Origin of the sequence: Actinoplanes sp. G11-F43 (assembly GCF_050589265.1) — a bacterium.
Classification (GTDB): domain Bacteria; phylum Actinomycetota; class Actinomycetes; order Mycobacteriales; family Micromonosporaceae; genus Actinoplanes.
The window spans coordinates 103,073-115,745 of record NZ_JBNZCE010000044.1 but is presented as its reverse complement, the minus strand read 5'-3'; the positions used below and the strand labels follow the sequence as shown (position 1 = coordinate 115,745).

Here is a 12,673-nt window from a genome sequence, read left to right as displayed (position 1 = left end):
CGCGGCACACAAACCCCAAACCCACACCGCGTGCCGCACAGCGGTCCGAAACGCACCACAGCGCGGCACACAAACCCCAAACCCACACCGCGTGCCGCGTAGCGGCGCGGAACGCACCGCAACGCGGCACACAAACCCCAAACCCACACCGCGTGCCGCGTAGCGGCGCGGAGCGGACCGCGGCGCGGCAGGCGAACCGACGGCCCGCACCGCGTGCCGCGTAGCGGCGCGTTGGGGTGGGGGGAACGGACGCATTCGCCCGGCGGGCGCGGGTCGGCCGGGAGGGGACGCCTGCCTCGCGAGGACGAGGCGGGACGCGATGTCCGGCGAAGGGGCCGTGGAGCGTACCCCCGGAAGAGTTTCTGTCAGGCGGCCGTGTGGAGCGCCCTCTCGTGCTCGAGGCTCAGGGCGGTGGCGGCGCACGCGTCGTGGTGGCGGGTGTCGACGAGTTCGACGGTGTCGTCGGGGCGGATGCGCTTGGGCAGGGCGCCGAAGCGCTCGCTGCGCTGACGTGCGGAAACAGCCTCGGCTTGGTTGTTCATAAGCAGATGATGCGCCTGCCGGAGGGCTCCGCGCCAGCCCTCTTCTTGGCAGATTGCGCCGCAGGGGTTTTCATTTAGGAAAGTTTATTTAAACTCATGTCACAAGTGTCGATCGATGTTCATCGCTTGAAGGAGTGACATGCGCAAACTTCTCGCCCTGCTCGCGGTCGCCGTAGTGGGAGCCGCCGGATCGCTCCTGGTCGCGTCACCCGCCGCGGCACACGGTTACATCTCCTCGCCGCCCAGCCGGCAGGCCAACTGCGCGAGCGGCGCGGTCTCCGGCTGCGGTGACATCGTCTACGAGCCGCAGAGCGTCGAGGCGCCCAAGGGCTCGATGCAGTGCAACGGCGGCGGCAGCCGGTTCGGCGTCCTCAACGACACCTCGCGGAACTGGCCGGCCGCGACGGTCGGCACCAGCGTCACCTTCAACTGGGTGCTGACCGCCCGGCACGCGACCTCCACCTGGGAGTACTTCATCGGCAACACCCGGATCGCCTCGTTCAACGACGGCGGCGCGCAGCCCGGGGCCACCAAGTCGCACACCGTGAGCCTGGCCGGGTACAGCGGCCGGCAGACCGTGCTGGCCCGGTGGAACGTCGCCGACACCGTGATGGCGTTCTACTCGTGCGTCGACGTCAACATCGGTGGCGGCGGCACCACTCCCCCGCCGACCGGCTCGTGCTCGGCCGCCGCGTGGAACAGCGGCACGGCCTACGTGGGCGGAACCGTGGTCAAGCACAACAGCCGGCAGTGGAAGGCCAAGTGGTGGACGCAGGGCGAGACGCCCGGATCCGCCGACGTGTGGGTGGACCAGGGCGCCTGCTGACCAGGCAGGGAGATCCCGGGGAGCGCGGGGCTTCCCGGGATCTCACTGTGGCGAGGACGTCAGAACGCGGCCAGGACCGAACCCTGGTACTTGTCCTCGATGAACTTCTTGACCTCGGCGGAGTGCAGCAGCTTCTCCAGCTTGACGACCCGCTCGTCGGCCTCGTCGCCGGCCCGGACGACGACCAGGTTGGCGTACGGGTTGTCGTCCCCGGTCTCCAGCGCCAGCGAGTCGGTCGACGGCTTGAGACCGGTCTCGATCGCGTAGTTGCCGTTGATCACCGAGATAGCGGTGTCCTCCAGGCTGCGCGGGAGCTGGGCCGCTTCGAGGGCCTTGAACTGCAGGTTCTTCGGGTTGGTGGCGATGTCCTGCTCGGTCGCCTTGACGCCGACGCCGTCCTTGAGGGTGATCAGGCCGTTCTTGGCGAGCAGGTTGAGCGAGCGGCCCGAGTTGGACGGGTCGTTCGGGATCGCCACGACGCCACCGTCCGGCACCTCGGCGAGCGACTTGACGGTCTTGGAGTAGACGCCGAGCGGCTCGATGTGCACCGGCTTGAGCGCGGTGAACTTGTAGCCCTTGGCGGCGACCTCCTCGTCCAGGTAGGGGATGTGCTGGAAGTAGTTGGCGTCCAGCTGCTTCTCGCTGAGGGCCACGTTCGGCTGGATGTAGTCGTTGAACTCGACGATCTCGATCTTCAGGCCCTCGGCGGCGGCCAGGTTGTCCGCGACGTACTTCAGGATCTCGCCGTGCGGGACGGGGCTGACGCCGACCTTGAGGGTGCCGTCGCCGGAAGCGGCCGTGTCGTCGGACGAGCCGCAAGCGGCCAGTCCCAGGGTGAGGGTTGCGGCGGCCAGGACGGCGGCGAAGGAGCGGCGGCGCATTTCTTTACCTTTCAGTTCCATGGGACTAGCAGGAAATCGGACGGACCCGTACAGCAGTGGGCCCGCGGGGTCTCAGCGGTGTGACAACCGGCGGACGAGCAGGTCACCGACCATCTGGACGAGCTGGACGAAGACCACCAGGGCGACCACCGTGGCGATCATGACCTCGGTCTCGAAACGCTGGTAGCCGTAGCGGATGGCCAGGTCACCCAGGCCACCGCCGCCGACCACACCGGCCATCGCCGAGTAGCCGACCAGCGCGATGACGGTGATCGTCAGACCGGCGACCAGGCCCGGCAGCGACTCGCGCAGCAGCACCTTGCCGACGATCTGGGTGCGGGTGGCGCCCATCGCGGTGGCCGCGGCGACCACGTCACCGGGCACCTCCCGCAGCGCCGACTCGACGATCCGGGCGAAGAACGGGATGGCGCCGATGGTCAGCGGCACGATCGCCGCGTCGGTGCCGATCGACGTGCCGACGATCGCCCGGGTGAACGGGATCACCGCCACCAGCAGGATGATGAACGGCAGCGACCGGCCCACGTTGACGATCAGGCCGAGCACCGCGTTCAGCGGCGGGATCGGCAGCAGGCCACCCCGGTCGGTGAGCACCAGCAGCACCCCGACGAGCAGGCCGCCGACCGCGGTGATCAGCGCCGAGACGCCGACCATCCAGGCGGTCTCCTGGAAACCCAGGTTGAGCAGTTCGAGGACTTCGGACCAGGTCATCGGGTGACTCCGCGCTTGCGCAAGTGATCCAGGGCGCCCTGGTTGTCCGCGGGCGTGCCGGGCAGGGCGATCCGCAGCCGGCCGGCCCGGGTCGCGGCCAGCGTCTCCACCGAACCGGCCAGGATCCGGACGTCGGTCTCGAAGCGCCGGGCCAGATCCGCGATGATCGGCTCGTCCGCGTCGTCACCGCTGACCGTGATGTCGACGACGGTGGTGCCGGCGGTGTCCTCCCGCTCGCCCAGCGGGAACAGGTCGCGGGCCAGCTCCGACTCCGGCCGCTTGAGCAGCTCGGCGATCGAGCCGGACTCGACGAACCGGCCGTCCCGCATCACCGCGGCCGACGTGCAGATCCGTTTCACCACGGTCATCTCGTGGGTGATCAGCAGGACGGTCAGGCCCAGCCTCCTGTTGAGGTCGAGCAGCAGCCGCAGGATCGACTCGGTGGTCTCCGGGTCGAGCGCCGAGGTGGCCTCGTCGGAGAGCAGCACCTTGGGCCGGGCGGCGAGCGCCCGGGCGATCCCGACCCGTTGTTTCTGGCCACCGGACAACTGAGCGGGGTACGCGTCCGCCCGGTCCGCCAGCCCGACCAGGTCGAGCAGCTCGGCGACCCGGGCCCGGCGCTCGGCCCGTGGGGTGCCGGTGACCTCCAGCGCGAACGCCACGTTGCCGGCCACCGTGCGCGAGGACAGCAGCGCGAAGTGCTGGTGGATCATGCCGATGCCGTGCCGGGCGAGCCGCAAGTCCTTGCGGCGCAGGCGGGTCAGGTCACGCCCGTCGACCGAGACGGTGCCCTCGTCGGGCCGCTCCAGCATGTTGACGCAGCGCAGCAGCGTGCTCTTGCCGGCACCGCTCTGCCCCAGGACGCCGAAGACCTCGCCTTCGCCGACGCGGAGGTCCACGCCGTCGACCGCCACGACGGCCCGTTTCCTGGAGCGGTACGTCTTGCGAAGCCCGCTTATTTCGATCACGTGAACACCCTGGTCAGCAGTTGTGACGAGCGTCGCAAAACATACTGCCCCAGTGGGTTTTGCGCCGAAGCCCAACCTAGCCCCTGTTACCGGTGGAAGCCACCGGGTGTAACGACCCTCACGACTTCCGTAACGATCATGTATCCCGATGCCCGGCCTCGTGCACCAGCACCGCCACCTGGACCCGGTTCGCGCACTCCAGTTTGTCCAGCACCCGGGACACGTAGGCCTTCACCGTCGGCACGCTCATGTGCAGGTCGGCGCCGATCCGGGCGTTGGACGCCCCGGTCGCCACCGCGTCGGCCACCTGGCGCTCCCGCTCCGACAGCCGGCCCAGCACGGCCAGCGCCCGGGTGCGCGGCGCGGGCTCGGCCGGCTCGTCCCGGCCGATCGCGAACTCGATCAGGCGGGGCAGCACCGCCGGGGCCAGGATCGACTCGCCGGCGGCGGCCCGGCGGACCGCGCTCAGGATCTCGATGGGCGCGATGTCCTTGAGCAGGAAGCCGTTGGCCCCCAGCCGCAGCGCCCCGAGCAGGTTGGCGTCGGTGTCGAAGGTGGTCAGCACGATGATCGCCGGCGCCGGCCCGGCACGGCGCAGCTCCTCGGTGGCGGCCAGCCCGTCCATCCGGGGCATCCGCACGTCCATCAGGACCACGTCGGGTTTCAGCTCGCGGGCCATCGCGACGGCCTGGGCGCCGTCGCCGGCCTCGCCGACCACCTGGATCGCCGGGTCCGCGCCGAGCACCAGGGACAGTCCGACCCGGACCAGCGGGTCGTCGTCGGCGATCAGGACGCGGACGGTGGGGTCGGCCATGGCAACCAGGCTTCCAGATCGAAGGTGAGACCGGTCCGCGGGTCGCCGTGCACACCGTGCCGCAGCCGCCCGTCGATCAGGTCGACCCGCTCGGCCAGCCCGATCAGCCCGGACCCGGAGCCCGGCAGCGCCCGGCGCGGCCCGGTCCGCAGCGGGTTGGAGACGCGCACCCGCAGGCCCTCGCCGGGCGCGCCGTCCAGCAGCACGGTGACCGGCTCGTCCGGGGCGTGTTTGGCCGCGTTGGTCAGGCCCTCCTGGACCAGGCGGTAGACGGTGCGGCCCAGCGAGGCCCCGGCCGGGCGGCTGTCGAGACGGTCGGTGACGGTCACCGGCAGTCCGGCCCGCTCGGCGTCGGCGACCAGCTCGGGCAGGTGGCTCAGATCGGGCTGCGGGCGCCGGGCGTCGGCCGGGCCGGCCCGCAGCACGCCGAGGATCTCCCGCAGGTCCTCCAGGGCCTGGTGGGCGCTGTCCCGGATGGTCTCGGCGGCCTCGGCGACCTCGTCCGGCGTCAGGTCGGGACGGATGTGCAGGGCGCCGGCGTGCAGGCTGACCATGGAGATGCGATGGGCCAGCGAGTCGTGCATCTCGCGGGCGATCCGCTCCCGTTCCCGGGCGCGCAGCGTGTCGTCGCGCAGCCGGGCCTCCTCCTCGGCGCGGGCGGCCCGCTCGCGCAGCGACGCGATCAGCTCGCGCCGGGAGCGGGCGGCGACGCCCACCGCGACGGTGGTGGCCAGCAGCGCCACGTTGAGCATCAGGGCCACCAGCGGCGGGACGGCCGGATCGGGATAGAGGTACGCGTAGGCGACGCCGCCGGCGAAGTTCACCACCGTGATCACCACGACCGGGCGGCCCCGGCGCAGTGAGACCACCGTGAAGAGGGCGATCAGCCCGGCCAGCCCGGCCGCGTCGTTGACCACCGAGGCGGCCGCCAGGAACAGCGCGACCGGCATCGGATGGCTGCGCCGCCACCACAGTGCCAGGCAGAGCACACACCCGCTCACGTAGATCAGGAAGGTGGTGTCGTCGTCGAAGCCCTGGATCTCGGCGGCCTCGCCGAGCAGCAGCAGCCCGCCGAACCAGGACGCCAGGATCGCCGTCACGTCCCAGGCCCGGCCGCGGTCCGGCCGGCCGGCCGCGGTCATGAGCGCACCAGAGGCCGCCAGTGCTGACGGTCGCCGTCGTCACGGACCGCATAGCCCAGCTTCTCCAGAGAGGCGCGCAGCTCCGCGGACTCCTTGCCGGCCTTCTTCCGCAGCGCCACGGCACGAGCTGACAGGACGGCCTCGACAGCGACCGGCAGCTCGCCGGACTCCGGCACCCACGGCTGGTACAGGTCGGTGAACGGATCGCCGTCGCGCCAGGGGTAGCCGTGATCCGTGAAGGCCCGCTCCAGCATCGCCGCCTCGGCCCGCGGCTCACCGTGGAACATCTGGCGCGAGTCGGGATCCAGGATGATCAGCCGATCGCCGGTCATGAACACGAAGTCGATCACCGGACGGGGCACGGTGACCGACTCGTCCCCGGTCTCCAGCAGCACCTCGTCGGCCGCGATGGTGACCCGGGTGAGCCGGCGCGTGATCTCCACACTGGCCAGCGCGCCGAGCAACGCGAAGATGCCCGCCTGGACCGCGATCTTCCACCACGTGTCGACCTCGGCGATCACCCGCCAGACCACGCCCAGCACCGGGAAACCGATCCCGTCGAGCCAGCGGGCCAGGAACGGCACCAGCACGGCCAGCAGGATCCCGGCGGTGGCCGGGCCGGCCGTCACGAGCAGCCGGGTCCCTGGGGAGAACGTGAGGACGGTGACCTCGCGCCGGGGTGAGTTCATGCCGTCACGCTATGCCAGGGCGGATCCGGGCGGACAGTGGGCGAAAGTCGACGGCCCGAGACTTTGGTATATCTCAGGACTCCGGGACGGCCAGCGCGATGGTGAGCGCCAGCACCCAGCGCGGATCCCGGAGCCGGTCACCGTACAGCTCCCGGAGCCGGGCCATCCGGTAGCGGACCGTCTGCGGGTGCACGAACAGCTCCGCCGCGACGTCCTCGCGCCGGCCCTGGTGCACCAGCCAGCTGCGCATCGTCTCGACCAGCTTGGCGGCGGCCGCGCCCCGCTCCCCGTCGAGCGGGGCCAGCGCCCAGGCCCGTAGATCAGCCAGGGCGCTCGGGTCGGCGGTCACCACCACGGCGGCCAGATGATCCTCGGTGTCGACCACCGCGCCGTCGTCGGGCGGGGCCAGCCGGTGCACCCGGATCGCCCGGTCCAGCGAGCTCTTCGCCTCGGTCCACGGCCGGGCCGGGCCGATCACCACGTGGTGGCCGGTGAGCAGGCGGTGCAGGGTCGGCCGGGAGGCGCCCTGCGGGTCCGGGACCAGCAGCACCGTGGTCCCGGGCAGGTCCGGGACGGCGTCGGCGGCCTGCAGGGTGCGCGGGTCGAGCAGGTCGATCACCCAGCGGGCCGCGCGCTCCGGCAGGATCAGCGCGGTCAGCGTCTGCGGCGGCGCCCACTCGGCCTGCTCGGCCAGGCCCTGCACCACGTGCGCGGGCTCGCCGGCGATCAGCGCCTGCCCCAGCTCCTGGAGGCGGCGCAGCCGGATCCGGCCGGAGGCGGCCAGCTCGTCGGCGTGCCCGGCGACACTGGCCGCGGACAGCTCGTCGATGTAGGCGAAGACCAGCTCGGCGAAGTCGGCGATGGTGGCGGCCGGCTGCCCGGCCCGGACGCTGATCGCGGCCAGCTCCCGCCAGGCCACCCGGGCGCCCACCCGGTACGCCGCGAGCAGCGCGTCCAGGCTGCGACCGTTGCGGGCCTCGCCCCGGCCGAGCGCGTAGGCCGCCTCCACCGCGGACGCCATCGGGGTGCCCGGGTCGGCGCCGGGACGCGACACCAGGTTGAGGAAGGCGCCCAGGGCGGCCCGGACCGCCCGCGCGATCTTGAGCCCGAGTTCGCCGGCGAAGGGTTCCGCGTACGCCGGGACCTCCTTGATGATCGCCGCGATGGTCGACGCGGACACCGCCGCCAGCCCGTGCCGGAGCGGATCGACGACCTCGACCGGCAGGCGGTAGGACCCGATGTCGCGCAGCGATGGTTTCACGCGAACTCCTTAGCACAATCCGTCCGACTCTTGTCCCCAGCGAACAATTATGCTCGCCTCGATTCACTTCTGCTGGTCAGGACTTTGCCTCTGTGAAGCAGCAGTCTTGAGATGTGCCTGTTACACAGACATTGCGCGACGGCGCGTGGCGAGTTGTCGAGCTGATCTCCACTCCGGTGGTGCCGGCCGACTACCTCGACGTGATCGCACCCCTGCGCAACCCCACCGTCCTGCGCGCCCGGATCGAGTCGGTGCGCCCCGAGACCGCGACCGCGGTCACTCTGGAGCTGCGCCCGGGGCGTGGCTGGGAGCCGCACGAGCCCGGCCAGTACATCCGGCTCGGTGTGGACATCGACGGCGTCCGGCTGTGGCGCGCCTACTCGGTGAGCAGCGCGGCCGCCCGCCGCGACGGCCGGTTCACCGTCACGGTCAACGCGGTCCAGGACGGTGTGGTCAGCTCGTATCTGCGCTACCGGGCCCGCAAGGGCGAGATCGTGCACCTGGATCTGCCGTCCGGCGACTTCGTCCTGCCGGCACAGCGCCCGGCGAAGGCGCTGTTCATCACCGCGGGCAGCGGCATCACCCCGGTGATGGGCATGCTGCGCAGCTGCCTGCCGGAGATGTCCGACGTGGTGGTGGTGCACTCCGCGAAGACCGCCGAGGACGTGGTGTTCGGCGAGGAGCTGCGGGCGCTGGCCGCCGACGGCCGGATCCGGCTGATCGAGCGGCACACCCGCGCCGACGGGCGGCTCAAGCCGGCCGGGATCGCCGAGCTGGTGCCCGACCTGCTGGAGCGGGAGACCTGGGCGTGCGGCCCGGCCGAGCTGCTGGACGACCTGCAGGAGCACTGGGCCGACGCGGGCGCCGCCGAGCGCCTGCACGTCGAGCGGTTCCGCCCGACCGTGCTGGTCGCCGGGGACGGCGGCACGGTCACCTTCGAGAAGTCCGGGGTGAGCGCCGAGGTGCCCGGGGGCACCACCATCCTCGACGCCGGCGAGGCCGCCGGGCAGCTGATGCAGTCCGGCTGCCGGATGGGCATCTGTTACAAGTGCGTGCTGCCGATGCGTGAGGGCATCGTGCGCGACGTCCGGGACGGCACCATCACCACCGCCACCGAGGTGGACGGCGACAACGTCCTGATCCAGACCTGTGTGAACACCGCCGCCGGCCCCTGCCGGTTCGACGCCTGAAACGACGACATCTACAGCTAGGAAGTGCCGTGACGACGCTGCAGCGCAAGGAATCCAACCCGATCGCCCACCTCACCCCCGAGGACATCGAGAGCATCGGCCGCGAGCTCGACGCGATCCGCGACGAGTTCCTGGCCGCCCGCGGGGAGAAGGACGCAGCGCACATCCGCCGGATGATCAAGATCCAGCGGCGCCTGGAGCTGGCCAGCCGGGCCACCCTGATGCTGTCGGTCTTCCCGCCCGCGTGGATCCTCGGCACGGTCGGCCTGTCGATCGCCAAGATCCTCGAGAACATGGAGATCGGGCACAACATCCTGCACGGCCAGTACGACTTCATGCGCGACCCGAAGATCCACTCCACCACCTGGGAGTGGGACCACGCGTCGCCGGCCGAGCAGTGGAAGCACTCGCACAACGAGCTGCACCACAAGTACACCAACGTGGTCGGCCGGGACAACGACCTCGGCTACGGCATCATGCGCGTCGACGAGCAGCAGCGCTGGACCAAGGCGCACCTGGGCCAGCCGTTCTACAACCTGATCAACGCGATCCTCTTCGAGTACGGCATCGCCGCGTACGACCTGGAGCTGGGCCGCAACCTGAAGACCAAGAAGCGCCGCGACAACCCCGAGTTCCGGGCCCGGCTGCGCGCCGTCGGCCGCAAGATCCGCAAGCAGGCCACCAAGGACTACCTGGTGCAGCCGGCCCTGACCATCCCGGCCGGCCTGGCCGTCGGCAACCCGGTCGGCGCCTTCTTCGGCACCATGGCGGCCACCGCGATCGCCAACGTGGTCCGCAACCTGTGGGCCCACTCGGTGATCATCTGCGGTCACTTCCCGAAGGGCGTCGAGACCTTCGAGCGCACCTCGATCACCGGCGAGACCCGCGGCGAGTGGTACCTGCGCCAGATGCTCGGCTCGGCCAACATCTCCGGCGGCAAGCTGATGCACATCATGACCGGCAACCTGTCGCACCAGATCGAGCACCACCTCTTCCCCGACCTGCCGTCCAGCCAGTACGCGCAGATCGCCCCGAAGGTGAAGGCGCTCTTCGACAAGTACGACCTGAAGTACGTCTCCGGCCCGATGATCGTGCAGGTCGCCTCGGCCTGGGCCAAGGTCATCCGCCTGGCGCTGCCGAACCGCGAGCCGGCCCGCGAGATCGACCACTCGATCCCGCCGCGCCACCCGGCCGAGGTCGCCGCCTGATCCGCACGCCGACGGCCCGTCCGAGTCCCCTCAGGCGGGCCGCAGGTAGTCCAGCTCGGCGAACGCGTCGCGATAGGCGCTGATCAGACGGCGGGCGGTCGTCTCCGGGCCGACCAGGGGATGCGCCTTCATAGCGCGTACGGCGGCGAGCTCGGATTCTGATGTCACCGCCTCCAGGATGTGACGCTCGGCCTCCTTGACGGCCCGCACCAGACCCGTGCCGTGGGCCGGGAACTCCCCGATGGCCCGCGGCTTCGCACCGTTCCCGTCGACCGTGCAGGGGATCTCGACCACCGCGTCGCCGTCCAGCACACCGATCCGGCCGCGATTGCGGACGTTCAGGATCAGGGTCGCCGGCTCGTCGTGGGCCAGCGCCCGCATCACCGCCAGCGCCACCCCCTCGTAACCGGCCGGCCGCGACTCGTCGTGCTCCCGCTCACCGGCCCCGGCCAGCTCCCGGTTCTCCGCCATGTAGGTGGCCTCCCGCTCCCGCCACGCCTCCAGCCAGGCGTCCAGGGGATCGCGCGCGGGATCGTTGAGCCGGGTGTAACACCGCTCCTGCTGCCCGGCCAGGAACTCGCCCCGGGTCCGCGGCGCGTCACGCACCGCCGCCAGCGTGCCGGCCGGGTCGTAGTAATAATGCAGATATTCATTGGGTACGGCGTTCAGCTCCCGAATCCGGCCGGCCCCGAACAGCTTGCCCTCCTCGAACGACTCCAGCCGTCCCGGATCGGCCAGCAGCCCGGTGAGCAGGTCGGTGCCGTCCGCCTCCAGCCGGTACAGCCAGCCCAGGTGGTTGAGGCCCGCGTAGTCGAAGCGGGCCGTCGCCGGATCCGCGCCGGCCGCCCGCGCCACCCGGTCCACCAGCCCCGACGGCGAGTCACAGATGCCGATCACCCGGTCGCCGAGCCGCGACGCCATCGCCTCGGTCACCAGTCCCGCCGGATTGGTGAAGTTGATCGTCCACGCGCCCGGGGCCAGCGCCGCGATCCGGTCCGCGATCCGCAGCGCCTCCGGCACCGTGCGCAGCCCGTAGGCGATGCCACCCGCCCCGACCGTCTCCTGCCCGAGCACCCCCAGCCCCAAGGCGACCCGCTCGTCGGTGACCCGCCCGCGCAGCCCGCCCACCCGGATCGCGCAGAACACGAAATCGGCCCCGGTCACCGCGGTGTCCAGGTCGGTCGTGGTGATCAGCTCAGGGGCGCCCGGCACGTCCCGGGCCTGCGCGTGCAGCACCCGGCCGATCCCGGTGAGCCGGCGATCGTCCACGTCGTACAGCACCAGCTCGGTGATCCCGGTCCGCCGCCGGTCGGCCAGCAGCGCCCGGTGCACCAGCGGAACCCGGAACCCGCCCCCACCCAGGATCGTCAGGCGCATCTCAGCGGTCCGGGGTGGCGTCGGAGAGACGGGCGATGGTGGCGGTGGCCCGGTGCACGGCATGACGGCTGCCCGGCGGGATCACCTCGGACAGGAAACCGAAGCGGCGGGCCAGCTCGGCCCGGCCCGGGTCGGCGCGGACCACCCGCCACCAGTCGGCGATGTCGCCCCAGCCGGGCGCCGACAGGGACCCACCGAAATGCTGCACCGACAGGGCGCCGACCAGGGTGGCGAAGGCGACCCGGTCAGCCAGCGGCCAGCCGCCCAGCGAGCCGGTGATGAAACCGGCGGTGAAGACGTCGCCCGCGCCGGTCGGGTCCAGGGCGTCCACCGGGACGCCCGGCACGTCGGCGACCTCACCGGTGGCCGAGTCGATGGCCAGCGCGCCGTCCGCGCCGCAGGTCACCACCACCACCGGGACCAGGGCGGACAGTTTCTCCAGGGCCTGCCGGGGATCGTCGGTGCGGGTGTAGCGCATCGCCTCCACCGCGTTCGGCAGGAAGGCGTGGCAGTCGGCCAGCACCTCCAGCACGTCACCCGACCACTGCTCGGTCTCGTCCCAGCCGACGTCGGCGAACACCTTCGTCCCGGCCGCCCGCGCCCGGCTCACCCAGCCCATCCCCTCCGGCGCCAGGCTGACCGCCGCGCCACGGGCCGCGGGCAGGCCGTTGACCAGGCCCTCGGCGTCGGTCGGCAGCGGATGACCGTGGGTGATCATGCTGCGGTCGCGGTCGTACGCCAGGGAGACGGTCACCGGCGAATGCCAGTCGCCGACCCGCCGGGACGCGGACAGGTCGATGCCCTCCTGATGACTGAGCACACGGTGGCAGAACTCGCCGTACGCGTCGGTGCTCAGCGCGGTGCCCAGCCCGGTGTGCAGGCCCAGCCGGCTCGCGGCGACGGCCAGGTTGGCCACCCCACCCGGGCAGGAACCCATGCCGGACGCCCGCACCTCGGTCCCGGGACCGGGCAGCTCGTGCAGCCCGGTGAAGATCACGTCGAGGAAGACGACTCCCGGAACGAAAAGATCGAGCTGGCCCGCCATC

13 protein-coding genes are annotated in these 12,673 nt (G+C 71.5%); 3 read left to right on the top strand and 10 right to left on the bottom strand.

Annotated elements, in window-relative coordinates; genetic code table 11:
• Nucleotides 1–365 precede the first annotated feature (365 nt).
• A complete protein-coding gene (locus tag ACQ0O7_RS38555) occupies nucleotides 366–542 on the bottom strand; it encodes a hypothetical protein (RefSeq protein ID WP_430790161.1) in 177 nt (58 codons plus the stop codon).
• A 139-nt stretch (nucleotides 543–681) separates the two neighbouring features.
• On the opposite strand from ACQ0O7_RS38555, the gene ACQ0O7_RS38550 reads away from it, so the two are divergent.
• A complete protein-coding gene (locus ACQ0O7_RS38550) occupies nucleotides 682–1,368 on the top strand; it encodes a lytic polysaccharide monooxygenase (protein WP_430790159.1) in 687 nt (228 codons plus the stop codon).
• A gap of 59 nt (nucleotides 1,369–1,427) precedes the next feature.
• Here the strand turns inward: ACQ0O7_RS38550 and ACQ0O7_RS38545 are convergent, their stop codons facing one another.
• From ACQ0O7_RS38545 to ACQ0O7_RS38515, 7 genes are all read right to left on the bottom strand, one after another.
• Nucleotides 1,428–2,249, bottom strand: a complete 822-nt coding sequence (locus ACQ0O7_RS38545; protein WP_430790157.1) for a MetQ/NlpA family ABC transporter substrate-binding protein — start codon at nucleotides 2,247–2,249, stop codon at nucleotides 1,428–1,430.
• Nucleotides 2,250–2,321: 72 nt separating this feature from the next.
• A complete protein-coding gene (locus ACQ0O7_RS38540; protein ID WP_430790155.1) occupies nucleotides 2,322–2,978 on the bottom strand; it encodes a methionine ABC transporter permease in 657 nt (218 codons plus the stop codon).
• Nucleotides 2,975–3,946: a methionine ABC transporter ATP-binding protein gene (locus ACQ0O7_RS38535; RefSeq protein ID WP_430790153.1), complete on the bottom strand. Its 972-nt coding sequence runs from the start codon at nucleotides 3,944–3,946 to the stop codon at nucleotides 2,975–2,977. The genes ACQ0O7_RS38540 and ACQ0O7_RS38535 overlap by 4 nt, the downstream gene beginning before the upstream one ends.
• Before the next feature lie 136 nt (nucleotides 3,947–4,082).
• The gene (locus ACQ0O7_RS38530) at nucleotides 4,083–4,760 is read right to left on the bottom strand and encodes a response regulator (RefSeq protein WP_430790151.1); all 678 of its coding nucleotides are present in this window, start codon (nucleotides 4,758–4,760) and stop codon (nucleotides 4,083–4,085) included.
• The gene (locus ACQ0O7_RS38525) at nucleotides 4,733–5,902 is read right to left on the bottom strand and encodes a sensor histidine kinase (RefSeq protein WP_430790149.1); all 1,170 of its coding nucleotides are present in this window, start codon (nucleotides 5,900–5,902) and stop codon (nucleotides 4,733–4,735) included. Before ACQ0O7_RS38525 ends, ACQ0O7_RS38530 begins: the two co-directional genes overlap by 28 nt.
• Nucleotides 5,899–6,591 carry a YqeB family protein gene (locus ACQ0O7_RS38520; protein ID WP_430790147.1) on the bottom strand — a complete coding sequence of 231 codons (693 nt, stop codon included), beginning with the start codon at nucleotides 6,589–6,591 and terminating at the stop codon, nucleotides 5,899–5,901. The genes ACQ0O7_RS38525 and ACQ0O7_RS38520 overlap by 4 nt, the downstream gene beginning before the upstream one ends.
• Before the next feature lie 73 nt (nucleotides 6,592–6,664).
• A complete protein-coding gene (locus tag ACQ0O7_RS38515; RefSeq protein ID WP_430790145.1) occupies nucleotides 6,665–7,852 on the bottom strand; it encodes a helix-turn-helix domain-containing protein in 1,188 nt (395 codons plus the stop codon).
• A 113-nt stretch (nucleotides 7,853–7,965) separates the two neighbouring features.
• Here ACQ0O7_RS38515 and ACQ0O7_RS38510 point away from each other — a divergent pair, with 113 nt between their 5' ends.
• Together ACQ0O7_RS38510 and ACQ0O7_RS38505 are read left to right on the top strand one after the other, a co-directional pair.
• The gene (locus tag ACQ0O7_RS38510; protein WP_430790143.1) at nucleotides 7,966–9,042 is read left to right on the top strand and encodes a ferredoxin reductase; all 1,077 of its coding nucleotides are present in this window, start codon (nucleotides 7,966–7,968) and stop codon (nucleotides 9,040–9,042) included.
• A 29-nt stretch (nucleotides 9,043–9,071) separates the two neighbouring features.
• Entirely contained in the window at nucleotides 9,072–10,250 is a 1,179-nt protein-coding gene (locus ACQ0O7_RS38505) for a fatty acid desaturase family protein (RefSeq protein WP_430790141.1), read from the top strand.
• Nucleotides 10,251–10,280: 30 nt separating this feature from the next.
• Here ACQ0O7_RS38505 and ACQ0O7_RS38500 read toward each other — a convergent pair whose 3' ends face one another.
• Together ACQ0O7_RS38500 and ACQ0O7_RS38495 are read right to left on the bottom strand one after the other, a co-directional pair.
• Nucleotides 10,281–11,627: a 6-phospho-beta-glucosidase gene (locus ACQ0O7_RS38500; protein ID WP_430790139.1), complete on the bottom strand. Its 1,347-nt coding sequence runs from the start codon at nucleotides 11,625–11,627 to the stop codon at nucleotides 10,281–10,283.
• A 1-nt stretch (nucleotide 11,628) separates the two neighbouring features.
• Nucleotides 11,629–12,672 (bottom strand): carbohydrate kinase family protein, encoded by a 1,044-nt coding sequence (locus tag ACQ0O7_RS38495; RefSeq protein WP_430790137.1) that lies wholly within the window; start codon nucleotides 12,670–12,672, stop codon nucleotides 11,629–11,631.
• Between the last annotated feature and the right edge of the window lies 1 nt (nucleotide 12,673).